Source organism: Flavobacterium sp. HTF, assembly GCF_003105115.1.
Classification (GTDB): Bacteria; Bacteroidota; Bacteroidia; order Flavobacteriales; family Flavobacteriaceae; genus Flavobacterium.
The window spans coordinates 42,488-67,146 of sequence record NZ_QETH01000005.1 but is presented as its reverse complement, the minus strand read 5'-3'; the positions used below and the strand labels follow the sequence as shown (position 1 = coordinate 67,146).

General features: G+C 34.7%; 21 protein-coding genes. 6 read left to right on the top strand and 15 right to left on the bottom strand.

The features are described from left to right. On the bottom strand, positions 1–2,412 hold the full coding sequence (locus DCO46_RS02565; RefSeq protein WP_116751031.1) for an ABC transporter permease: 2,412 nt from the start codon (positions 2,410–2,412) through the stop codon (positions 1–3). Between the two features lie 4 nt (positions 2,413–2,416). Continuing rightward, on the bottom strand, positions 2,417–3,127 hold the full coding sequence (locus tag DCO46_RS02560; RefSeq protein WP_116751067.1) for an ABC transporter ATP-binding protein: 711 nt from the start codon (positions 3,125–3,127) through the stop codon (positions 2,417–2,419). Positions 3,128–3,411: 284 nt separating this feature from the next. Between DCO46_RS02560 and DCO46_RS02555 the strand changes: the two genes are divergently transcribed. Both DCO46_RS02555 and DCO46_RS02550 read left to right on the top strand, forming a co-directional pair. Then, positions 3,412–4,761 carry a sigma-54-dependent transcriptional regulator gene (locus DCO46_RS02555; protein ID WP_116751030.1) on the top strand — a complete coding sequence of 450 codons (1,350 nt, stop codon included), beginning with the start codon at positions 3,412–3,414 and terminating at the stop codon, positions 4,759–4,761. A 28-nt stretch (positions 4,762–4,789) separates the two neighbouring features. After that, positions 4,790–6,088, top strand: a complete 1,299-nt coding sequence (locus tag DCO46_RS02550) for a HAMP domain-containing sensor histidine kinase (RefSeq protein ID WP_317048029.1) — start codon at positions 4,790–4,792, stop codon at positions 6,086–6,088. 45 nt (positions 6,089–6,133) lie between these two features. Here DCO46_RS02550 and DCO46_RS02545 read toward each other — a convergent pair whose 3' ends face one another. The 4 genes from DCO46_RS02545 to DCO46_RS02530 all read right to left on the bottom strand — a co-directional run bounded on the left by DCO46_RS02545 (position 6,134) and on the right by DCO46_RS02530 (position 7,582). Beyond that, a complete protein-coding gene (locus DCO46_RS02545; protein WP_116751028.1) occupies positions 6,134–6,328 on the bottom strand; it encodes a hypothetical protein in 195 nt (64 codons plus the stop codon). A gap of 136 nt (positions 6,329–6,464) precedes the next feature. Further along, positions 6,465–6,794, bottom strand: a complete 330-nt coding sequence (locus tag DCO46_RS22600; RefSeq protein ID WP_165828787.1) for a hypothetical protein — start codon at positions 6,792–6,794, stop codon at positions 6,465–6,467. Between the two features lie 145 nt (positions 6,795–6,939). After that, positions 6,940–7,209 carry a hypothetical protein gene (locus DCO46_RS02535; protein ID WP_116751026.1) on the bottom strand — a complete coding sequence of 90 codons (270 nt, stop codon included), beginning with the start codon at positions 7,207–7,209 and terminating at the stop codon, positions 6,940–6,942. Positions 7,210–7,378: 169 nt separating this feature from the next. Further along, a complete protein-coding gene (locus tag DCO46_RS02530; RefSeq protein ID WP_116751025.1) occupies positions 7,379–7,582 on the bottom strand; it encodes a hypothetical protein in 204 nt (67 codons plus the stop codon). 531 nt (positions 7,583–8,113) lie between these two features. Between DCO46_RS02530 and DCO46_RS02525 the strand changes: the two genes are divergently transcribed. Together DCO46_RS02525 and DCO46_RS02520 are read left to right on the top strand one after the other, a co-directional pair. Continuing rightward, complete coding sequence (locus tag DCO46_RS02525; RefSeq protein ID WP_116751024.1) at positions 8,114–9,433, top strand: gluconate:H+ symporter; 1,320 nt, start codon at positions 8,114–8,116, stop codon at positions 9,431–9,433. Beyond that, entirely contained in the window at positions 9,421–10,854 is a 1,434-nt protein-coding gene (locus DCO46_RS02520) for a gluconokinase (protein WP_116751023.1), read from the top strand. The genes DCO46_RS02525 and DCO46_RS02520 overlap by 13 nt, the downstream gene beginning before the upstream one ends. Positions 10,855–10,909: 55 nt before the next feature. On the opposite strand, the gene DCO46_RS02515 is transcribed toward DCO46_RS02520, so the two are convergent. Next, the gene (locus DCO46_RS02515) at positions 10,910–11,365 is read right to left on the bottom strand and encodes a response regulator (RefSeq protein ID WP_116751022.1); all 456 of its coding nucleotides are present in this window, start codon (positions 11,363–11,365) and stop codon (positions 10,910–10,912) included. A 273-nt stretch (positions 11,366–11,638) separates the two neighbouring features. Here DCO46_RS02515 and DCO46_RS02510 point away from each other — a divergent pair, with 273 nt between their 5' ends. After that, positions 11,639–13,477, top strand: a complete 1,839-nt coding sequence (locus DCO46_RS02510; RefSeq protein ID WP_116751021.1) for a leucine-rich repeat domain-containing protein — start codon at positions 11,639–11,641, stop codon at positions 13,475–13,477. Between the two features lie 65 nt (positions 13,478–13,542). Then, the gene (locus tag DCO46_RS02505; protein WP_124019539.1) at positions 13,543–14,055 is read left to right on the top strand and encodes a hypothetical protein; all 513 of its coding nucleotides are present in this window, start codon (positions 13,543–13,545) and stop codon (positions 14,053–14,055) included. Here DCO46_RS02505 and DCO46_RS02500 read toward each other — a convergent pair. The 8 genes from DCO46_RS02500 to DCO46_RS02465 all read right to left on the bottom strand — a co-directional run bounded on the left by DCO46_RS02500 (position 14,040) and on the right by DCO46_RS02465 (position 24,614). After that, a complete protein-coding gene (locus DCO46_RS02500) occupies positions 14,040–15,182 on the bottom strand; it encodes a WG repeat-containing protein (RefSeq protein WP_207784939.1) in 1,143 nt (380 codons plus the stop codon). The two genes, DCO46_RS02505 and DCO46_RS02500, sit on opposite strands and share 16 nt — an antisense overlap. After that, complete coding sequence (locus tag DCO46_RS02495) at positions 15,179–15,577, bottom strand: hypothetical protein (protein ID WP_116751018.1); 399 nt, start codon at positions 15,575–15,577, stop codon at positions 15,179–15,181. The genes DCO46_RS02500 and DCO46_RS02495 overlap by 4 nt, the downstream gene beginning before the upstream one ends. Continuing rightward, positions 15,570–16,244 carry a DUF1266 domain-containing protein gene (locus DCO46_RS02490; RefSeq protein WP_116751017.1) on the bottom strand — a complete coding sequence of 225 codons (675 nt, stop codon included), beginning with the start codon at positions 16,242–16,244 and terminating at the stop codon, positions 15,570–15,572. Before DCO46_RS02490 ends, DCO46_RS02495 begins: the two co-directional genes overlap by 8 nt. 15 nt (positions 16,245–16,259) lie before the next feature. Next, entirely contained in the window at positions 16,260–18,803 is a 2,544-nt protein-coding gene (locus DCO46_RS02485) for a tetratricopeptide repeat protein (RefSeq protein WP_116751016.1), read from the bottom strand. A gap of 126 nt (positions 18,804–18,929) precedes the next feature. Then, a complete protein-coding gene (locus DCO46_RS02480; RefSeq protein WP_116751015.1) occupies positions 18,930–20,111 on the bottom strand; it encodes a hypothetical protein in 1,182 nt (393 codons plus the stop codon). Positions 20,112–20,176: 65 nt separating this feature from the next. Further along, the gene (locus DCO46_RS02475; protein WP_116751014.1) at positions 20,177–22,036 is read right to left on the bottom strand and encodes a hypothetical protein; all 1,860 of its coding nucleotides are present in this window, start codon (positions 22,034–22,036) and stop codon (positions 20,177–20,179) included. A 69-nt stretch (positions 22,037–22,105) separates the two neighbouring features. Further along, positions 22,106–23,800, bottom strand: coding sequence for a leucine-rich repeat domain-containing protein (locus tag DCO46_RS02470; protein WP_116751013.1), 1,695 nt, complete (start codon positions 23,798–23,800; stop codon positions 22,106–22,108). A gap of 34 nt (positions 23,801–23,834) precedes the next feature. Next, on the bottom strand, positions 23,835–24,614 hold the full coding sequence (locus tag DCO46_RS02465) for a hypothetical protein (protein WP_116751012.1): 780 nt from the start codon (positions 24,612–24,614) through the stop codon (positions 23,835–23,837). Positions 24,615–24,659: the final 45 nt, after the last annotated feature.

Sequence of the window (24,659 nt, the reverse complement as noted above, 5' to 3'; positions counted from 1 at the left end):
TTACTCGTATTTTAAATATTTTAAAATGTCCACTTTTGTTACCTGGTACGCTTTTGCCAAAACGATTGTCAGTGTCAGGAATAACAAAGACACAAAAGCAAGAATAAATGGCAGGAATGGAATATCGATACGGAAAGCAAAATTTTCAAGCCATTTTTGCAATAAAATAAAAGCAGGAATAATTCCGATCAAAAATCCAATTACACAGAAAAGAATATACTGTTTTGATAATTCTTTTAGCAAAACATTGGTTTCTGCGCCAAGCGTTTTTCTGATGGCGATTTCGCGTAACCTTCTTTCCATAGAAAAAGAGGCCAGCGCAAACAATCCGAAAACAGCAATTAGAATAACAATCACATTTAATAAGGCAAACAGATTTCTCTGATTTTCATACTTTTCATACGTTCTGGCGAAGTTCTTATCAACAAAACTATATTCAAAAGGATACTCGGCATCTACTTTTTTAGACCAAAAATCCTTAAGAGAGGCAATAGTTTGCGACATATTTTTTGGCGAAAGTTTTACAGAAATATTCTGTATATTTTTCTCTGTCCATTTTTGAGTATTTATATGAAAGAAAATCATAGGACTAATTTCGCTTTCTAAACTAAAATAATGGAAATTATTAACGATTCCGACCACTTTGTATTTTTCGCCCTGCCAGTCGATTATCTTGTCCAGAGGATTTTTTTCATTCATCGTTTTAGCTGCTGTTTCATTCAGTAAAACATTAGAAATAGTATCCGAAGCAAGTTTATCCGTGAGCGGTCTTCCTTTTAGAACTTTTATTCCCAGCATTTCCAGCATTCCAAAATCATAACCAATTTGCTGGATTATAACCTCCGGATTGTTTTTATAATGCAAACCGGCCCATGTATTTTCTTCTCCGCCAATAGAAAATGCTCCGACAGAAACAGCTTCAACACCTTTCAGTTTCTGAATTTCCTGTTTGATGGATTGGTAGCGTTCAAATTGCCCTTTTCCGTTTTTTTCCTTAAAAACAATATTCATCACTTGTGATCCTTCAAAGCCCAAATCTTTTTCTGTCATGTAATTAACCTGCTGATAGACAATAAAAGAACCAATGATAAAAAAAGCAGCTATGGCAAATTGTAAAACCAGCATACTGTTTCTGACCCAGATTCCGCTTTTACTGCGTGAAAAATTACCTTTTAAAACCTTCAGCACTTCGAAATTGGCAATGTATGCCGCCGGAAAAACACCGGAAACAACAATCACGACAATAAAGATTAAAACTAACTGCACATAAAATTGTGATCCGATAAGAATCAGGTCTTTGTTTAAAAACTGATTGTAAAATGGTAAAGAAATTTCGACTATCACCAGCGCCAAAAGCATGGCAAAAAGTGTAATCAATACCGTTTCAAACACAAACTGAGCAATAATCTGAGATTTTGTAGCCCCGATAATTTTTCTAACCCCAACTTCTTTGGCCCGTTTTATGGCATTTGCCGTTGCTAAATTGATATAGTTTACAATTGACAAAACCAATATCAGGATCGACAATCCCATTAATATTTGCAAAAGCTGAAGATTTCCGGTACCATCAGGGAATGGGTAGTTTCCTTTGTAAAGTCTTGAATCCTCAAAAGGAAGCAATTGGGCTTTCATAGGTTCACCATATGTTTTGATAAACATTTCAAGCGTCATGCCTTCATTTCTGGCCTGCCTTTTATAGTTTTTTTCAATAAACATTTCATTCAGGCTTTTGACTACCAATGGGGCATCAGCCTGTTTTTTTAGTCTTAAGATCAAACCAAAATTAAAACCCCAGTGATCTTTATGTTTATCGATATTTTCCTGAACAATGTTCGAAATTGCATTTGGCATCACGGCCGATTTTTCGTTTAAGCGATAAACACCACGAACAACAAATGATTTTTCAGCAAATCGTACTTGTTTTCCAACAGGATTTTCGTTCTGAAATAAACGAAAAGCAGTTTCTTCAGAAAGCGTGATACTATTGGGTTCACGAAGAGCACTTTTTGGATCTCCATATTTGAATTCAAATGGAAAAAAAGAAAAGAAAGTACTCTGAGCAGAAAATATCTTATTAACCAATTCTGTTTTGCCTTTGTATTGTATCGTTTCTTTTGAGTAATCGGTATCGAAATAACAATAATCATCTAAATAAGAAGTAGTTGATTTTAACGTTGGAGCAGTAATAGCCGAGTTTGTTGCCCAGACATTTCCTTTTCCCAGATCGTTCATGACGATATACATTTTGTCCTTTCCGGGAACCCACTTGTTATATGAGTATTCGTCGTTCCAATACAGAATGGCAAAAATTAATCCCGCGATTCCGATACTCAAACCTAAAATATTCAAAGCCGTAAACAGCTTGTTATTTTTGATATGGTAAATAAATATATGTATCCAGTTTTTTAGCATTGTTCTAATTATTAGAAGTTACTAAAACGTCTACATTTCTGTGATTTATTTTTTCTGAAAGAATAGCGCCGTCTTTCATTAAAATTGTTTTTTGCGAAAATGAAGCATCATAATCAGAATGTGTTACCATCAGGATTGTTGCTCCGTTGGCGTGAAGATTGGTTAGTAATTCCATAACCTCATTACCGTTTTTACTGTCCAGATTTCCCGTAGGCTCATCGGCTAGGATTATTTTCGGATCATTGATCAAAGCTCTTGCGACAGCTACACGCTGCTGCTGTCCGCCCGAAAGCTGTTGCGGATAATGTTTTAACCGGTGTGCTATATTTAGTTTAGTGGCAATTTCATGCACTTTTGTTTTTCTTTCAGAAGAAGGGACATTGTTGTAAATCAGTGGCAATTCGATATTGTCATACACTGATAATTCATCAATCAGGTTGAAATTTTGAAAAATGAATCCGATGTTTTCTTTTCTTGCTTTTGATTTCAGTTTTTCTTTCAATCCGATCATTTCCTGATTCAGCAATAGATAACTTCCGTCAGACGCACTGTCGAGTAATCCGACAATATTTAATAAAGTCGATTTTCCGCTTCCTGATGGTCCCATGATCGATACGAAATCGCCCTGGTTAATTTTTAAAGAAATTTCACTTAATGCTCTGGTTTCTAATTCTTCAGTTCTAAATACTTTTGAAAGTTTTGTAATGGCAATCATAATGGATGTTTTTGTTTGGATTAAATGTTTTTTTTTAAAATTATTTTTCTTCTGAAGTAAAAGAATCACGCCTGAAAATTAAGATAATTAACCATGCAGATTAGATGTTTATTTTATTATTTTTACTTTCGAAAGAGGTTAATTATTAATGATTTACCAGTCTTAATGTGATTTTCATGCCAAAAATTTAAAAAAATGTAACTGCCTTATTCTTAAAATTTTATTTTTTAACAAAAAGCCAAACTGTCCATAATTGGACACCTTTCGTCCAAAACCGAACAAAAATGAAAAAGACAAACGCTTCAATATTAATCATAGACGATCAGGAAGACATCCTTTTTGCATCAAAATTGTACCTCAAAAAATACTTTGAGACGATTTATACGCTCAATAATCCAAAAAATATTGTCGATTTGCTGGCAAAAAATACCATTGATGTCGTTTTGCTCGATATGAATTACAGAATAGGTTTTGAGGACGGAAAAGAAGGATTGTACTTATTGAAAGAAATAAAAACGCTTTCACCCAAAACGGTTGTGATTTTAATGACGGCTTTTGGCAAAGTAGAAACTGCGGTAGAAGGTTTGAAAAATGGCGCTTTTGATTATATCTTAAAACCGTGGGAAAATACAAAACTGCTTGAATCTGTAAAACAGGCGGCTGATAAAAGCCGAAAAGAAAGGAGAAAATCTAAGGATATTGAAATTAAAACAGAGTTTTTTGCCGGTAATTCTGAGATTATCAAAAAGGCCTATTCCCTGGCCGATAAGGTAGCTAAAACCGATGCGAATGTTTTGATTCTGGGAGAAAATGGTACCGGAAAATTCGTTTTGGCACATCATATTTACCATGAGTCAGAAAGAAAAAACAAACCTTTTGTTGCTGTTGATCTGGGTTCGCTCAATGCCAATATTTTTGAAAGTGAATTGTTTGGTTATGCAAAAGGCGCTTTTACGGATGCCAAAACCGACACGCCCGGACGTTTTGAAATGGCGCAAAACGGAACTATTTTTTTGGATGAAATAGGAAATGTACCGCTGCACCTGCAATCGAAACTTTTGCAGGTTATCCAGAGTAAAACGGTGACAAGGCTGGGGGAGTCAAAGCCCAGACCTTTGGATGTTCGCATTATTACCGCAACCAATTTAAACCTGAAACTGGAAGTTGCCGATAAAAATTTCCGTGAGGATTTATATTACCGAATCAATACGATGGAAATCGTGCTGCCGCCGCTGCGTGAACGTAATGAAGATAAAATTCCGCTGGCAGAATATCTCCTTCAGAAAATGGTTGATAAATACGGCAGGGACACTATTATTTTTGATAAAAAAGTACTGGAACAAATTGAGAAACATGCCTGGAAAGGAAATATCCGCGAAATGGAAAACAAAATTGAACGGGCTGTAATTCTGTGTGAAAACAATATAATTACAGTTTCAGATTTAGATCTGGAACAGATTACCGAATATGAAGACAACCCGGATGAGATTCAGCTTTCTGCGGTAGAAAAAGCAACTGTTGAGAAAGCGTTATTAAAAAATAACAACAATATCAGCAAAACCGCCGAAGAACTCGGATTGTCAAGAGGTTCGTTGTACCGACGCTTAGAAAAATATAACATCAGCACCAATTAATATGCTTAAGTCCTTAAAAACATATCAATTGCTTTTTCTGAGATTGCTTTTGATCCTGGCAGGAATTGAATTTTCTGTTTACCTGCATAAAATCAAATTTGTTTTTGCACCTGTTTTTGGTCTTCTCATTGTTCTGTTCCTGATTGTTGAATTGTATTTTTATGTCAAAAGTATCATCCTATTGTATGATAAAACCATTTCTTCGATAATCCAGAATGATTTTTCTTCTGATTTTTCGAGGTACAAAACGAATCAGAATGACCTTTTTAAATTATATGATATTCTAAAAAGCAAGCAGAATGAACAGGTTTCGAGGGATATTATTTATACTTCTATTTTGAATAATATTGAAACCGGAATTATTATCCTCAAAAAAGAAAACAGCGAATGGAATGTTTTTTTGATGAATGATTATTTCTCAAAACATTTTGATGTTCCCAAAGTTTCAAACTGGAAATTATTAAAAAGCCAGCTTCCGTCTTTATGTGAAGTGATAGAAGAACAGGATTTTCAGGAAATCAAGACTTCATTGGAAATCCGTGTTAATGAGCAGAATAGCCAGACTTTTGTCATGCAGACTTCCCGAACCGAAATTTACGAACTCGATTATTTTATTGTTTTACTGGATTCTATTCAGAATGTGGTAGAGAAAAAAGAAAAAGAAGCCTGGGTCAATCTGATGAAAGTCATTTCGCATGAACTTCTGAATTCGATAACCCCAATACGGTCTATTTCTCAAAACCTGCAGGAATTGGTAGAACAGGATTCTATTTCAGCCGAGGATCTGGAAGATATTAAAAATGGTGTGGGAACGATGCTGAGGCGAAGCGATCTTTTGCAGAAATTTGTAGAAGGATACAGAAAACTGGCAATGCTGCCTTCTCCAAAAAAGGAAAAAATTGAATTGCAAAAAATGATTGACAACTGTTTTCAGGTCATGAATCCGTTATTCAAAAACAAACAAATTGAAGTGATAAACACGATTTCGTTTGATCATTGGCTTTTGGTAGATCATGAGCAAATCGAACAGGCCCTGATCAATCTGCTTACAAACAGCTTACACGCGCTGGAAAATGCAATAGAAAAACAAATTTCTATTGCTGCCGAAATCAAAGAAAACCGGATATTTATAAAAATCACTGATACCGGAAACGGAATAGACAAAGAAATAGAAAATAAAATATTTCTTCCGTTTTTTACTACCCGCAAAGAAGGCGCTGGAATTGGCTTAACACTTTCTAAAAGTATTATTGAAGCTCATGGCGGTTATCTCGATTTCAGGAATCAGGAAGGTAAAACTACTTTTGTGATTTGTCTGATTGAGTAGTTATTGGAATAAAAAAATGGCCAGTTAAGTTAACTGGCCATTTTTTTATTTTTTTTCTTCGTTATTTAATTGATCATCGAAGTCAGGTTCTTCACCTTTAAATTTATGAGTTTCAGAATCGTAATTCTCATCGTTTGTTAAAATTTCATCGTGATCTTTATATTGATGTTTTCTCATATCACTACGGTTATCAGAACCTTTTTGTGAATTGTTATTCGGATTTTGATTATTTGTTTTCATAACTGTAAAGTTTTAAATATTCATATTCAAAATTAATTGAAAAGCCCCGTTATACGCTTACATAATCCTGTAGGAATGTTATAAAATACAACGGTAAAAGGTTAATAATCAAATTCTTTTTTGGAAAAAAATTCAATTAGTCAATTTTGAGACTGTCATCAGTAAAGGTTTCTGGCTCAATTTCCTCAGAATCATCTGTTGATGAATTGTCTTCTTCTTCTTCTTCTTCTTCTTCTTCTTCCCAGTCATTCTCATCATATTCTGCTTCATCATCATCCTCAAGATCTTCTTCCAGTTCATTTTGGTCGAGGGCATTAGAAAATTTGCTGTCTACATAATTTTCATCGCTTAAGAACTGCTCTTCAAAGCTGTTTTCGTCACCAATCGGCTGTTGGTTCTGATCTGGATTTTCCGGCATTAAATTACGTTCGTCTGAATCGTAACTTTTGTAGTTATCTGCTATCATAATATTTTTTTTAAAGTGGTTATAATTCCATGAACTCATTAACCTAAATGGTGTTAGTATTAATACTATTCATAAAAAGCCTTATGGAGTGTAAGGCTTTCTGGTGGAATGTTTGTAGAATGTTTTAATATGAAATTAAAAACTATTAAGCATTATCTGGTTGAAGGTCCAAATGGCTTTCTAATTCTGATTTCAGAACATCCTTATATTTTGCAAGTCCGATTCCTATAATTGGAATTGATAATTTTCCGATTATCGAACCAGCCTGTTTTTTGCCAATCTTATTAAGATAGGATGATAAAAGTAAGGAACCAATTGCGCCAAATAATATATAATTGCCTGGTATATCAGCAATTTTGCTTTCAATAAGTTCTCTGATATCTTCCAGATTCTCCTGATTAATTAAATTTTCCATGATTTTTTATTTTTTAAATGTGATTTTTTGTCCTGATTACTATTTTTAAAATTACTGTCTTCGAATCATTTCATCTTATATAATTCAAAAGTGGAGTTATATAATTTATCTGTCAATAAATGTGATAGTTATGATACTGAAACAATGAAGTAATATCAGCTTTATCTGCTTAGAATCCCTGATCGGCTTTTTCAAGAATAGCAAAAAATTCGCTGTCCATATAATTGGATTCTTCGCCCCAGCACATGAGCTGATTTCCTGAAGATTTATAGAACTGCTCAAAATGAGTGCGTTCGAATGGTTCCATAAACATTGGTGAGTCATCTGACACGTTTAGCTGCTGCTGAAAGTTTGGATAATTTGCTGTTCTCATCGGTATATTTTTTTAATTAATTCCTTAGAAATATTTTGATTCCCTGATATGGAGTTAAAATGAATGCTTCTCTGTGGTCTTCTGTTTAATGATTTCACCTGCCTGAAAAAGTATTCGGTTATTTAACTTACAAATCAAATTTAGCCAGACTCTCGTCGAATCTTTTTATATAATTAAATGGAATAGTTGTTTAATTTTCAGTTACTTATTCTGAATGCTACAGAAAAATATGGAAGTAATAGATTGCCTTTATTTTTCGAAATCAAAAAGTACTTTGATTATTAATAAGTGAGGAAGATTTATCAGGCAGTCAAAATTTAAATCCTGAATTATAATCACAGCTTAATATAAAATGATATTTTTACGAATCAGATAGTAAATAAAACTATTCAACAGGAGTGAGTTTGGATATGGTTGCAGAGTACTGAACTTTGCTTACATTCAACAAAAGAAGGAGTTAGAATCTGTAAATCAATTTACTAATCTGAAATTTGTTTCAAAAACAGAAATACTATCTATAAACTATAATTTATGTCTTTACTGATTCTGATTGCAAGCATTCTTTTATTATTGGTTTTAATTTCGGGTGCCAAAATCAATGCTTTCCTTGCCTTATTGATTACTTCATTTTTTGTAGGGATTTTAAAAGGAATGCCGTTTACAGAATTAATAAATGCCATTCAAAACGGGGTTGGCAGTACTTTGGGATCTCTGATCTTGATTATTTCGTTTGGTGTTATTTTAGGAAACCTGCTTTCTGACAGTGGTGCAGCCCAGCGGATCAGTACGGTCATGATTAATCTTTTTGGAATTAAACATATCAAATGGGCAATGGTACTTACGGGTTTCTCTGTCGGAATTTCGATGTTTTACAACGCCGGTTTTATTATTTTGATTCCGATGGTTTTTGCTGTAGCAAAGAGTACCAAACAGTCTATAATTTATTTGGGAATTGCAATGGCTTCTGCACTTTCTATCACACATGGTTTTTTACCACCGCATCCGGGTCCGACTGCCATTGCGGTTGTTTTTAAAGCAAATATTGGTAAAACACTTCTGTACGGACTTATAGTGTCTATTCCGGCTCTTTTGGCAGCGGGAATTATCTTTCCGCAGTTTATAAAAAAGATCAATGCTTTTCCTCCAAATGGTTTATTCGAAAGCAAAACATTTACAGAAACCGAAATGCCTTCTTTCAGAATTAGTATTCTGACAGCACTGGTTCCCGTATTTTTGATGGCAACGGCGACCTTTAGTGAATTGGTATTGCCGGAAAACAGCGACCTGCGTTCGCTTTTACTTTTTATAGGAAACCCAACTACAGCGATGTTAATCTCGGTACTTTTTGCCTTGTTTACATTGGGGATTTTTCGTGGAAGGAAAATGCAGGATATTATGGATAAGTCAGGTACTGCGCTCAGTGCCGCCACAATGATTATTCTGATAATCGGTGCAGGAGGTGCTTTTAAACAAGTGTTGATTGACAGCGGAATAGGTACCGATTTAAGCAAAGTATTTGAGGAATCATCACTTTCGCCTTTGTTTTTAGGATGGCTCATTGCTACTATAATCCGTATTGCTCTCGGATCAGCGACTGTTGCCGGATTAACGGCTGCCGGAATTGTTCAGCCCTTAATAGCAGCTTCGGGGGTAAGTCCCGAATTAATGGTGCTTTCTATAGGCGCAGGAAGTCTGATGTGTTCTCATGTTAATGATACGGGATTCTGGATGTTTAAGGAGTATTTTGGAATCAGCGTTTCGGACACTTTTAAAACCTGGACGGTTATGGAAACTATTATTGGAGTTATGGGATTAATAGGAGTGTTGATATTAAACATATGGATCAAATAAAAACAGACAAATTTTATATAGGGATAGACATTGGAACGACGGCAACAAAAGCGGTATGTTTTGATGTGGACGGGAATGTGATAAAGCAAATTTCACACTCGTATGCTATGCATCATCCTAAACCAAACTGGAGTATTCAGTATCCTCAGGAGATTTTAGATACGGTTCTGAGATGTATTAATGAAATTACAGCAGGAATTAATCCGCAGTTTATTAGTTTTAGTGCGGCCATGCAGAGTATCATTGCAATTGACGAAGCCGGAAAACCGATTACAGATGCTGTTTTATGGGCTGACAGCCGGGCAGATACTATAGTTGAAAATCTTAAGCAAACGAATAAAGCAAACGATTTTTATCAAAAAACAGGAATTCCGGTTCATCCTTTTTCCCCCATGACCAAAATAGCCTGGTGGAAAGAATTTGACAGCGAAATTTTCTTAAAGGCTCATAAATTTATCAGTATAAAGGAATATGTATGGCATTACCTTACGGGAGAATACAGCATTGACAGTTCAATGGCTTCCGGTACCGGGTTGCTGAATATTCATACTTTAAAATGGGATGATGACATTCTTGATTTTTTGCAAATAAAACCACAGCAGCTTTCCGAAATTTACGAAGTAACCCATCAGGCGAAAGGGATTCTGGATGATTTTCTATATATACTGGGCGGGGGAGACGGTCCTCTGGCTAATCTTGGAACCGGAGCGATGAACGAAGGTTTTATGGCCTTAACGATTGGCACAAGCGGAGCAGTCCGCCTGCCGATACGCCAGCCTTATCTGGACAACCAAATGCGAACACAATGTTATCATTTGCACGGAAGCCAGTATCTTTCTCTGGGTGCTGTAAATAATGGCGCTATTGTTTTGCAATGGCTTAAGGAGACGATTTTAACAACGACTGTTTCTTACGAAGAACTTTTTGCCGGAGCAGAAAAAATCCCAGCAGGTTCTGAAGGTTTGCTTTTTGTGCCTTATTTATTGGGAGAAAGAGCCCCGATCTGGGATGCTTCTGCACAAGGTTCTCTTTTGGGAATGCAAATTATTCATACACAGGAACATTTGGTCAGGGCAACTCTGGAAGGGATTTTATTTGGCTTATTTCAAATTACGGAAATTTTACTCCCGGATCCCGATAAGAGAAAAGAAACAATCATTATGGCCAGTGGCGGTTTTGGAAAAAGCCAACTATGGCTGCAAATGGTAGCAGATATTTTTCAGATGAAAGTACAGACCTCACAAACTATTGAAGGTTCTGCATGGGGAGCGGTTTTGACAGGTTTGCAGTCTACAGGAATTGTGGTGAAAAATCAAAATAAAGCTGAAAAGATTTTTTTGCCAAATCCGGCGAATAAAAAAGTATATACAGATTCCTTTGCTAAATTCAGCAAAGTGTATGATTTGCTAAAAGGACTTTAAAAACTGATTTAGTTTAGAGAAACAAAACAAAACATAAACTTAAATACTGTAATCACTATTCAGATAGTGAGTCCATTGCATTTTTGATTTCATCGCGCATTTTCATCATGCTGAAAGGCTTTTGTATAAAGCCATTTGCTCCGAGATTTATGCATTCCTGCCTTGCATCATCATTTCCCGAAGTGCTGTACATGATCACGGGAATTTTGTTGTAGTTTTTGGATTCCTTTATTTTCTTTAAACACTCTATACCGTTCATCACAGGCATATTGATATCCATAAAGATAATATCAGGACTGAATCCTCTAGTACCGAGACGCTCTAAAGCTTCGCATCCATTATTAGAAGAAAAAAATACGACTGATGGATCTACATCAGCCAGTGCTTCCTGAAAAATGAATCTGTCGTCTTCATCATCATCTGCGAGTAATACTATTCTGTTTTTATCCATAATTAATTTGATGTCAGTAATACAATTTAGTGTTTTGGCAGCTGTAGTATTTCTGTACAAATATAGCTAATTAGTTACAAAAGTATTAGTTATCAGTAAAATCCGTTTCGATAAAATGCTGTGATTATTGTCTGTTGACAGGGTTTCTGTTATACCTGAATACTGGTTTTGCTGAAGTTTCCCGGTTTATATTTAACTTTTTGACTCTCATGTCAAATTCTAAATCACTATTTATAATGACTGTTAAAATAATATGACACTATAGTTTTGCAACATAAAATTATAGAAATACTATAGTATTTATAATTTGATAACAGCAAAAGACAGAAAATTATGAAGCAAAATGAATTGCGTATAGATTTATCAAAACAAGAATTCAATTTCTCTGAAATCGGGAATTTAAATGAAGTTACAGAGATCAGATTTGATAATTACAGCGAAAAAATAGCTATTCCTGTTTCTGTAAATGAGTTTCCAAATATTACCAGGCTAAGTTTTTACGGAAAATCAAAAAATGACTTATTTGAAATTCCGGATCATCTGGAAAAGCTTATTCATATCAAACATTTAACGCTTTGGAGTTATTGTGATTTTACCAAAATAAAACCTATGCCACAGCTGGAAGAATTGCATACGGTGGTAAAAAACACAGAAACTGATACCAGAAATATTGTTGCTCTTTTTCCAAATCTAAAAAGTATTGAAATCTGGGGCAGTCATTTAAAAAATCAAAAATTGCCTGATGAAACCGGAAACTTATCGGAGCTGACTTCTATGCACCTGGTTTCCTGTGGTGTCGATGATCTTCCGGATTCGTTGAGTAATTTAAAAAAACTGACCGAACTAAATTTAAGAGGACTCACGATTACCCGATTCCCGGAAGTGATTACAAAACTGGAAAATTTAGAGGTTTTGGAAATTATGCAGCCGTTATCTGAACTGCCGGATAGTTTAGTTAATTTAAAAGCATTAAGAAAACTGAACCTAAAAGGATCTCTTAATGGAGGTGATATGGATGTCGCCAGTGATTTTGAAGAAGACAGAAAAGAGCTCAAACCGATTCCGAATGTGATAGGAAAACTCGAAAACCTGGAAGATCTAAATTTAGATATTTGTGGTGTATTTGATATTGCGCCTCTTTTTTCATTAAAAAAACTGAAGAGACTGAACCTGCAATATTCAGCTTTAACGAATTGTGAAGGTTTTTCAAATTTTCCAGTGCTGGAAGATTTGAATATTGATACCAGTTATGATTTAAAAAATTTAGACGGATTAAAAGGACTTCCCTTAAAAAAACTCAATCTTTCATCTAATTATTTTAAATCAATTGAAGTCATTTCTTCTTTAGAAATTCTGGAAACTTTAGATATAAGCGGCTGCAGTTATATCGAGGATTACTCACCACTTTATCAGCATCCGGCAATTAAAGAACTGGAAGCGGATAATGAAATAGAAAAGAAATGGAAAAAAAAGGAGAAATATAACAACCTGCCTGCTATTGATACCATTATCAGTCAGCTGGAAACGGATAATCTGACTGAGTTTGAAAAAGCACTTTCGGGTTTATCCCAACATGTAGAAGCTAATTTTAACGACGAAAACAATCCTTTGGCGGGTTATTTTGGCATTGAAGTCTATGAAGAAGAAGTTACTGAAATTGAAGTTTTGGATTCCGGTATTCAAAAACATTTAAAGAATCTTTCTGAGGAATCTTTAATTATCATTTTTGAAATGACTTTTAAGTCGGTAGGATCCGATAATTTTATTGCGTGTTTACTGGTACTGGAAGAAATAATCCTTCGCAGAAATATAAAAGCGCAACAAAAGATTATAAAGAAATTCTACAAAGCCTGTAAATTTTATGATGCGGGTCATCGTTATTGGGGATATACAGTTCAAGATCAGTTAATTGATAATTTATTCGCCCGATTTACTTCTGAGGCGCTTTACAAACTGCTCAAAAAAGCTTCCACAGATATGTTATACAGTGAAGGCGGAGATGCTCTTGATGAATTATTTGTTCCTGCTTTTAGAAATACAGAAGACAAAATACTGCAGGAAAAAATATTAAATGTTTTCTTTAAATACCAGGAGGAAGCAACAACATATTATGGAGAGAAATATTTTGATGAGTTATTGCAAAATATCACGGGTGTTGTTTCTCCGAAATAAAAAAATAACGCTGATTATGAGAAATGGCTTTATATTTTAATATTATCATTCCTTTCAAAAGGTTTGTGGATGAACTGCAAGTGCTTATCAATAAGTATGATATCCATCTGTATGTTGAAAAATGGAATGCGGATAAAGGATTTTATTATGAACATATAGAATATGGGCAGGATTTTCTTTTTGTTTCTGACCAGGATTACCGGACATTTTTCTTTTCATCGAAGTTTGTTGCGGTACATCAGGGAAAATTAAGTTCAGGGAATAAAAACAACAAAATTGCTGTACCTAAAGAAAAAAGTTTTTATGATGATAACTTGTCTGATTATTGTATTGAAGGAGAAGGAGGAAGGGAAGACGATAGAAATATTGAAATAATCAGATTGAGAATCATCAGCAAAAAGCCGGATAAGAAAATTGAAAAATTTTACGATGCCTTTCAGAGATTATTAAAAAAGAATGATGAGCTAAAGCGGGGTTTATATTTAGGAAATTATTTTGACGATAAAGTTTATTTCTGTGAAACCACTAAAAATAAGCTGGCTGATTTTAGCAATAAAGAAAGTCAATACCGGAAGTAAAGGATTCTAAAAATCTCTAATAACCGGAATTCTTTTTCTGTTTTTATGAAACTGATTGTATTGAGTACAACTTTATTTTTATTGAGCAGATAAACCCTGAAATACGGAAATTTGATATTCTGGTATACTCCGCAATCCGAAAAATATTGCGGCATTTCTTCATATTTAAATAAAAGCGGTGTCATGCCGGTTGATATTACCGTTTTGCTCTCTTTGTATTTTTGGATCATTTTTAATAAAAAACCTTTGTTGTTTTTTAGAAATTCTTCCCGGTTTTCGGTTTTCCAGAAGGAATCTTTAAACTTGATTTTCTTGTTGAACTGCATGGCTTCGTTAGCATCATACGTTATTTTTTCAAACAAAAAGGAATTGATATTGCTATCGGAAACCTGTTTTAAAAAATTTTGGCGGTACCAGTTTTCAAATTCTTTATCTACATTCAGAAAAGAATAGGTACCTCCGTCAGGGGATAGAAAAGTGATTTCATTCTCATTAGCTTCCGTGCTGTTTTTTTTAACCGAAAACCAATCAATACCATTTAGGCTTTCAGATGGAACATGGTCTGCGACGACTTGGTTTTTATCATTTATAATCTGAATGTTTCCAAACCACGACCAATGTTCGCAGGGCTCTTTTTCCTGTACCTCATCCGCACAGATTCTTTTTCCATCTTTTATTACCACAGAGAAACCGTTATAAAACGGCTGGGCATTGTCATAAACAGCCGGAATTACAATATTTCCGTTTCCGTCAAAAAAACCAACCTTATCTGTTTTGGGGTCCCAAAACCGGATTTTGTTTTCGTTTTCACAGTCTAAGGTCGTATCATAAACATATAAGCTGTCCCTGCCTATTTGTTTTCCGTTTTTAAGGAGGTAATATTGTTTTATTTTAGAATCCTCTCCTTTGAGGTTTGTTTCTTCGAAAACGGGTATTATATTTTTAAAAATTTCAGCATTGGTCAGAAACGTGAATTTTGGTTCTATCCTCACTTCTCCTTTTTGGTCTTTGTACCCTATGAGATAGGTGTCTGCACCTTCAAATTTTATCCAGGTGTCGTTTTCCTGTTGCGAAAACAAGAGATTCAAATGGAAAATCAGACAAAGTAGAATCAGGTTATTTTTCAAAATTTGGCTATTACGATTCGGACAATTTTTATAATCAGGGAAAAAAACATGAGTAGCGGTAAAAAATAACCCGGCAGCAAAAGGATCATGCCGCCATCACCATTATAAGGTTTGCCATAACGCCCGCAGATATAATTCAGGATACACCAGAAGAAAAAATAGGCCAGCGAAGATAAAAACCAATGCAGCATAAAATACCGGTAACTTGGAGTAAAAAAAGTAAGTATGAAGCTTATTATCATTGAGACAGCAAATATAAAAGCGCCATATTCTATTACCACAGGCTCGGAAAGCCTGGAAATAAAAAGGACTAATGTCAGCAAAATACCGGCAAAAAGCATTTGATAATAAACGTAATAATCCTGTGTAAAAAAAGATAAATTAAAATTATTCATAGTCGTTCCAGTTTATGTTTAACCACGGGGAATTTTTGTTTGTCAATAATGAAGTGATATGGTTTTTAAAGCCGGCTAAACTTGCCTCATCATAGTTTTGCCTTCTCCGGTATTGTACACCAATCATAAAGGACAGCCCGAAACTTTCCCAGGAATCAAACTTATTCCTGATATTTTTGCCATTTTCCTCCAGCAAATTCCAGGTCTCTTCTTCTGTAATCAGGTTGTTGTAAAATGAATGTCTTATCATCCATGTGCAAAGTCCGAATTGCCAGCCATAAACGCCATTTTCAGGACCATAATTTCTAACGATGCCGATTACATTTCTGGTTTCTGATCTGTTATTGGCAAAATGCTGTGTTTTGTCTAATTCTTCTTCGCTTAAAAGTCCCCAGCAATGTTGAGTCAGGTCATAATCGACATTATTAGACAGGTAATTTATTCTGTTATATAAATCATCAGAATTGTTTATTTCCCATTCCTGCAGCATGCGTGTTTTGCTTTTTTGCACCAGTTCGGGAGTACTAAAAACATGATGCGGTAAAAGTGTATCATGAAATTCCTTGTGTGATTCGCTAAACATCGCAGACGTTGCAATAAGCCATAACTGTTTTTTGCTAAGGCTTGTCGGGTTTTCGAAGTTTTGATAATAGATAATCTGGCTCATCTTCGGATTTAATTTTTATTGATGAAATGTTTTAAGAAACTGTTCTGCATACTTTATTTCTTCCGTATACACTCCCGGAAACAAGGTTCCGAATTCAAAACAAATTCTGTAATATCGTGAGGCTTCATTTTGTTCTCCATTGGCAGAATAGGCGTTGGCCAGAGTATAGGCCACCCAAATATGATTTGGATTAGGCGTTTTGACAATTTCCAGATACGCTTTTCCGATTGGGATAATAGATTTCTTTACATCAAATTCGAGGCAGGCTGCGAGGTTATTGACAAGATAATTCTCTGCCCACGCTGTATCCGGATTTTCTGCCTGCATGAAACAATAAACACTGGTAAGAGCCCATTTCATTCTGCTTTCATGATCATTTATGGCAAAATAAGCATAGGAGAGATAAAAGGTTGCCTGACTTACCGACACATCATATTGATTTTTTTCAAGCACTTTCAGCACCTGAGGTTCTATTAATTCTATAATTCTGTCGTATTGTTCCAGACCAAGCAGACATTCAGCTAATAACTGAAGACACTTTTCAGTCAGGTTCCAGTTGTGTTCTTTTGTATTTTCGAGAATGCATTGAAGGTATTCAGCACCTTTTTCATAATGACCGATCTGATAGCACAACGTTGCAGCCCAATACATAGAGGTTGAACCATTGTCATTTGTCCAGAAATCATTTGGTTTTGGGTATTGATCATACAATCCGAGCATCTCATTTACATACTGGAGATTATAGTATTTCTCATTATGCTCACTCAGGTATAAAGACAGACTGGCTGTAAAATAAAAGAAATATTTAGCATCACGTTCGTTGTCATTGCAAATACTTAAGAGCCATTTTGTCCCTTCATAAGCATTTTTATATTGTTTAAGTGAATATGCGGCATCACAATATATTTCATTGGCCATGACATCATATGTATTATGCATGAGATAAATACTGACATGAGCCATGGTTTCTTCACTTCTGCCCAGGTAATTGGAACATCGCGCCAGATAAATATAATTCCGGATATTGGAAGGATTGATCTCTTTTGACTTTAGAAAATAAGTATAGGCATTTTCTATCTCATTCAGACCAAAATAAAACAAAGCCATTTTATAATTGGCCACCGCATTAGCTGCATTTTCCTGATAATAGTCACGTATAAATTTATTTTCTTCCTCATAATCAGGCCCGATTATCAGTTCTTTTAAATAGTATTCTTTTATTTTTCGGACTACTTCTTTGTCTGAAGCCAAATCAATAGCTTTAAGTAGTGCTGCCTTGTCCTTTTCTCCTGTCAAAAGAAAAGTTTCAGCATCTTTGGCATAAAGTAGTAATGCCTTTAGATCATTATCTTCTTCTGAAATTTTTGAAGCAAAATGAGGGATTTCTGAAAATAGTTTCTTTTCTGTTAAAAAGTTTATAATATTGATATAGTAGGCTTTATTCTGACTTTTTTGATCTGATACTTTAAAACAGGAATCAATATATTGCCTGGTTGCCAAAGCGGCATTTGTAACATATTCCACATTTAAAGGATGCATTTCCATCAGGTTTTCAAAAATGGTCAAAGCAGTTTTTGAGATACCTAATTTCATGTAACATTTGCCTAATAAAAACAAACATTTAGAATGACCGGGAATGATTTTTAAAGCCGAAATAACCTGTTCCCTGAATTTTTCGGGTGGATTGGATTCAAAAAGGATTTTTATGCGCAGATAAAGAAATTCTTCATGATCCGGAAATTTTTCAAAGGCGTTCTTAATTCTGCTGAGATAAATTTGGGGTACCTCTTCTTTTTTTTCTAAAGAAATAATTTTGTGTAAGATGTTGAATTCACGCTCTACTATAAAAGCCGGTTTTATATCGTCGGCTATTTGCTGATGTAATATTGAAAAAGCCTGGCGGTAGTTTTCATTTCGATACTCAACCGATGAAATCATTAATTGGGTAAACATATAATCCAGTTCCTCAGAAGTAAACTGGCCCGTATTTAAAATATCGGCATACAATTCAAATTCTATATTTTTTGATTGCAATAACCCACATACGAAATTGTACTTTGCCCAAAACGGATTATCCTCTTTGAAGACCTCTGCAGAGAGTGCTTCAAAAGGCAAACTCTCACCAATTAATCGCAAAACTTCAGGTTTTATAAACGATTTTTTGCAGAGAAATTCAACAACCGGAATAACATAATCAAGCCGTTTATTGTAATCGTAAATACTTAGGGAATCAATTGCTGATTTCCAAAGCAGTTTGTGGAAGCGCAGTGAAGGATTATCATAAAGTGACGTAAAATAACCGATTAGTTTTTCGGGAGTGTCAAAACCCTCAATTCCGAAATCCTTTATTATTTCCCGATACTCATCTGTAAGTACAGGATCGTTTTCTACCGTTACAATCTCCTTTTTGGGAACAATTCTTTTGGAGCATTTGATGTAATCAAAAATAGTTTCAATGTCATTTTCGAAGTCTAAATCATGTATTTTCTTAGCTAATGCCTCCTTAATTTCATTTTTGTCCGGAAACTCAGCTACTCCCAAAAATTGATGGTCTGTCATTGTAAAATTTATATTTGTTCTGATTCAATAAAGCTGAACAAATATAATGGCCGGTTTTTTTCTTTTACTCATTACTTATAGTGAAATTTAAGTGTATTCCCGATCTTTTTCTGGTTGTATATCCGGCTAAGAATTAAAGTTTTCTTTTTTGTAACGTTGTAACTCTTTATAAAATTTATCTTCGTTACAAGCTTCAAAATCACGTGCCATTACAAGAAAGTGTTCTGTTTTGGGAAATGATTTGGAAAAATCAAAATGCATGAGGCGTTTGCAAACTTTCAGATAAGTATCAAAAACCTGTTGTTCCCATTTGTTAGTGGCTTCTTCATCTTCCCATGAAATATTTTCTCCGTAAGTATCCGTAGCCAGATAATCCGGCTGAATCGCTATTGGATATAAGTCAATAGGAATAACATCATCTTCATCACCTTCTGAAAAATACTGCATATCCGGCGCATTGTATAACTGGTATAATTCCTGATCCTCAAAGTTGCCTGTTATTTCTGAGGCTGCGCCAAAAGCAATTGTCGGCGGAAATGGTCCCTGCATCGTATATTCAAACAAAATACAATAAACAGGTTCTGTTATTCTAACTTTTTCAATAATCTGGTCGGCTATATTTTCTACCAGAAAATTTTCTAAATCCGCCAGTACTTCTTCAATATCCTTATCAGCAGCCATGGAATCATAAATGATACGAATTCTGCCGTCTGAAGCGGTTTCTGTAATTTGGATTATTTTTCCTTCGTGATCAAATTTCAATTCACCTGTGCAGTAATGATCGTGATTTTGCCATTCTAATTTATAGCTTTTTATAAAATCTTCATCGCAGGTATAAGTTTTTACAGAAATGCCGTATTCCGTACATTCAATAAACCGTTCCGGCATACCATTTTTAAAATACAGGTAGCTGACATTTGTGGCTTTGATGCTTTCTTTATTTTGGTAAATGGTAAAACTTTTATGATACTCTTCTGTATATTCGTAGAGGGTAAAATACCCAACGCGATCACCGTAATGTTGTATTTTTAGTGAAGGTTTCCTGTTTTCGAGACTGATTCTGTATTCAAAAAGATCATCTGTTTCCGGATTAAAATCGTCTGAAGTTTCTATTCGTAATTTGGCATCCGGAGGAATAACCTGATTATTAAGCTGGGCATAATAAGGCTCAATCTCGTGAAGGTTATATTTTGACTGAATTGTTATTAGGCTTTCATCAGATAAAATGAGTTTTTCTTTTTCAATAAATGAATTTGTTATTTCATCAAATTCTTCTTGTATTCTGGCGTATAGTATAGGATTGGTCATTTGTTATTCTTTATTAAACGGAGGTCTGTTTCTAATCGCTTCTTTTCGTTTTTCCCAGTATGCAGTTAGTTCTTCTCCGGACATTGTTCGTAGTTCTTCCATTTTATTTCAGGATCATAGTAATAATTTTCGCTTACTTCCTCCATAAACAATTTTGTTTCTTTTAGAAAATTAAACAATTTGCGGAATTGGCTTTTATTGAAATTTTCCAGCATCTCATTTATTTTATCATCATTACAGGATTCATGCAGAATCAGGCTTTTGGTGAGTTCTGTAATTGCCTGTTGTTCATTGTTCTCAAAAAGAGCAATTCGCATTAGTAATAAATAAGGATAACTCAGAAAACCTTCAGACTGAATTTCTACTTCCTGGGCAATACTTTTCAATTCAGCCAGGGAAGGCTTGGTTATATTTCCCTGATAGACAAAACAATATTCAAGGAACTCTGCATAATGCAAAAGATTAGAAGGAGTATTTGCTCTTATGTTTTCAATATGTTTTTCATAAAATAATCTTGCCTCCTCAATTGTCTCGTCTGCCAGTTGATGGCTTTTATTTTCAAGATAAATTTCGGCAATCTCTTTTTTTAAACTTACGATGTAATAAACTTCTAATGTATCGTTATCGGTAATGCCCATTATACGTTCGTAAAGGGAAATCGTTTTTTCTAAAAAATCAATACGCTTTAATTTTACCCCCGTCTGATAGAAAAACTCGGCACATTCGTAAAGATCAATTCGGGTAAGTCCCTGCGGATTATAGTCTAAACTCTTTTCTGACCATAATAAAGCGGTTTTGTCAGGAAAAATAGTTTCTAATTTTCTCCACTGCAGATATTCCCGTAAATTCTGATAGGCAAGTGCAATTTGATAGGCTATTACAGCTCCTTTCTGTTTTTCAATTTCCCGAACTTCCTCAATAAAACATTCCTGGGCTTCTTGCTGTGCCTTGTTTATTTTTTCATCCTCAGTAAACGGAGTATAGATCAACTCAAAAAACAATGACCACGAAGCTTTTTCGGGAGCAAAATCCAATGCCTTTTTGATTTCCAAAACCGCATTTTGCCAGTATAGCAAAGCGTTTTCCGAATCGGCTGTAATCATCATTCGGTAGGCCTGAGAAGCCATTCGGTGAATATTAATTTTCTCTTCGGGGTGAGAAACGAGATGATTTTCAAAAGCTTCTATAGTATCTTTCAGGATAGAAAACGCATTTTCGGATTCTTCTTCACATGCTTTCTCCAGTAGAATGAGTAAGGCATAACTGCGTTCCATCCATTTTTTTTCATTCAGTAAAAATTCCATGCAATCCACCATTGGCAATAAACAGTGAATTCCTGCATCAGTCAGTTTACTGCAGGCAAAATCATAATTCATCTGCCAGAACAAATCGCTATATCCATTGATGGCCAAATCTTCTTTTTCTAATGTAGAAGCGGCTCTGTTTTTGGTTTCTTCAAACAATTCGTCCAACCCGTCAATATCATAATTATAGGCACATTGTTTAATTTTCTCATGAAAAAGAGAAATTTCATAAGGTTCATCCAAAACTTCATTTGTTACTCCTGTGCCTCTAAGAAAGATCATTTGATTTTCATCAGAGATCTCCTGAAAATATTCTTTATCAATAAGATAATACTTAAAATAAGCATGGTTATCATTGTCAACTTTTTGATATTTAAGCAACGCTGTCTTTTCCCTAAGTTCCTCAACAGAGCAAAATTCAAAATAAGAAGACGAATCAGAATCTGTATTTGCATGCTGAATTACTGCAAACGGAAACGATTCTATATCGGTTTGAAAATAAACCGCATGTGCTTTTGAACTTTCAGACATGTTTTCAAAATAGGCTAAAACCGCTTCTTTATCAGGAGAAATGGCAACAAGCCAGGCTTCATTATTTTTTGTAATTTTTATAACGTACATGCGATTGATATGGCAGATATATTTTTAATTCTATAAATAATTTCTAATACTGATCGTGGTTAAGATCCTCTACGGTTTTGTAAAATTAAACAAATGTTCGTAGGATTTTGGCACCAGACTTTCGAGATTATTACTGCTTTCAACGTATAATTTTTCCATACCAATCATAGACTCAGGCAAAGTTTTGACATCGGTCATCATTAAGCTCAGGTATCTCAACTCTTTTAACTGGTTGATATTTTCGGGTACAGCGGCAATTTTATTGGCACCAACATTTAGTCTGTTTAAGTTTTTAAGTTCTGTAATTACAGACGGAAATTCAGTTAGTTTATTCGAAAAGAGATTTAACTCCTTTAATTCCGTCAGTTTAGTTATTTCAGTTGAAATCTTTTGAATATTACAGTTTTCCAGCGACAAGTGCTGTAATTTGGTAAGTTTTGCTATGCCATCCGGGATTTCATTTATTGGGAGAGTCATTTCTAAATGGGTAAGATTTTTTAATCTTTCTAATTCAGGAATCCATTCCGTTATTTCTTTATCATACAATTTTAAAGACGTTGTTTCATCAGGATGTAATAAGGCTTCCTGTAAAGCTACAGGCAGTGTCTGAAAATGTTTTTCTGTGATATCCGAAGGAATATCGGCAGAAGGATTATTATCTACGGCCGGGCGTACAACAAAAACACCTCCTCCTAAACGATTGTCTCCGCCATTTTGTACAGACTCCATAAATACAAGTGAATTTTTGGTTTCATACTTTTTAGGCAATCGAAAAGAGCGAAGCCCAAGATTATAAGCAGGTATAAGACTTGTCTTTTGAACTTCTAAGACTTTGATTCTAAAAGTTTCTCCTTTTGTTTTAAAACGCACATAAGCTGTTCCTAAAGATTCTCCGAGACGGAAAATCGGCAGTATACCGTAAACGGCAACAGCTTCTAAACCGGAAGAATATTGTGCTTTATATTTTTCAATTTTGAATTCGTGTTTAAAACCAATTCTCCAATACAAAAACGGATTTAGGTTGTTGGTTTCCAAAGGAATCATTTCTACAGATGGTTTAGACTGCGGAAAAGTTTCTCTTTTTGAAACATCGGGTTCGTAAAAATCTTCAAAATTATTAATGCTTCTGTCTTCCTGAAAAGAACGAACCATTCGGCTTTGTCGCAAACCTGCCAGCAGAATTTCAACTTTGCCCTGACGTCTGAAAATAATTCCGGCCTCGTGAATATCGTCATTGGATACGCGGAGATTTATATACTCGACATATTCTGATGAAGTATACAGTTTTATAAAAAGTTTTTCAAAATCCCTGCTTCCAAGATCGAGATTTGCATTATGGATCACATCATAATTATGAATTTCTTTTTTACCGGTTTCTAAGAATGGAATATAAGATGATGGCCCGTAAAAACAGCCGCTTCGGTAAGAAAAACGCAAAGGAGTTTCAAATGTGGTTAAATTGTTTCCTTCTTCATCGAGCATGGCATATGTTTTTCCTTCCGATTTATAATTTCGATCATCATATACTCTAAAAGGTCCAGTTTCATCTAGATCAGAATAAACCAGATATTGTTTTAATGAAGGAATATAAAAATAGCGGGGATAATAAACACGTCCGCGAAGCACCGCAGAAAGCTGGTATTTTTTTGACTTGCTTAGTATTACATTACGAAAAAGATATTTGTATTTTGACGGATTCTGAACTTGTCCGAAAAGATAAAATCCCAACAATAGAATTGGGATTAATATATAATAATTTATCATTTTAATCATTTGATTTTCCTGAGTGTTAGCTCTGTTATTTATCTGCTTCCTTATTACTCAACTGATAGGTTTTTACCAATTTATTATCAATGTATATACTGAATTTGTTTTCGGGCAAAAGGACTATTTTTAGAGGCAAAGTAACTTTCATTTTAAGCCATGAACAAAATCCCATTCTTTTTCCGTCTTTTTCATGGCATAAATTATAATCAAAAGGAAAACTTTGACGAAAACTGCCATTATCCTGAGTATAGCACCAAAAAGATATTGTATCGGTACCTCTCGGAATAACCGTTTGATGCGCTCCTTTTTTATCCAGCTGCAGATTATAAGAAATTCCGGTATCGCTATTTTTAAGGTCTATCTGATTTATAATAGATTCTTCTTTTGAGAGATTTACTATTTCCAGATTGTTACTGCTGAATATTTTTTGATAAAAAGTAGCATTCTCAATATATTGAACAATATACCGGCCCAATGCAAAGACAATAATCAAAGCCAGTAAAACGAATAATACTTTTTTGGGTAAAGGAGTTTTTGTGAGGTATGAAACTAAAAACAAACCAAAGAGCAGGGTAGAAAAAATGGCTAACGCCGGATTTATAAATTCTGACGAATCAGGACCATTGCTGCCTCCGTTTGGTGTGGCATGTTTTAATGATACATACAAAAACGAAATCATAAACGCTATGATAACCGTAGCAATCAAGGCAACAGACCAATGGGTAAAACGCAATAATATCCATTGTATGCCGCCAATAAAAAATAAACAAATGATAAGTAATGTAATAAAGTCTTTAATATCCTGATTCATCCCGATAAAATTATAAAGGGTCAAATTTACAGTGATTGTTATTCC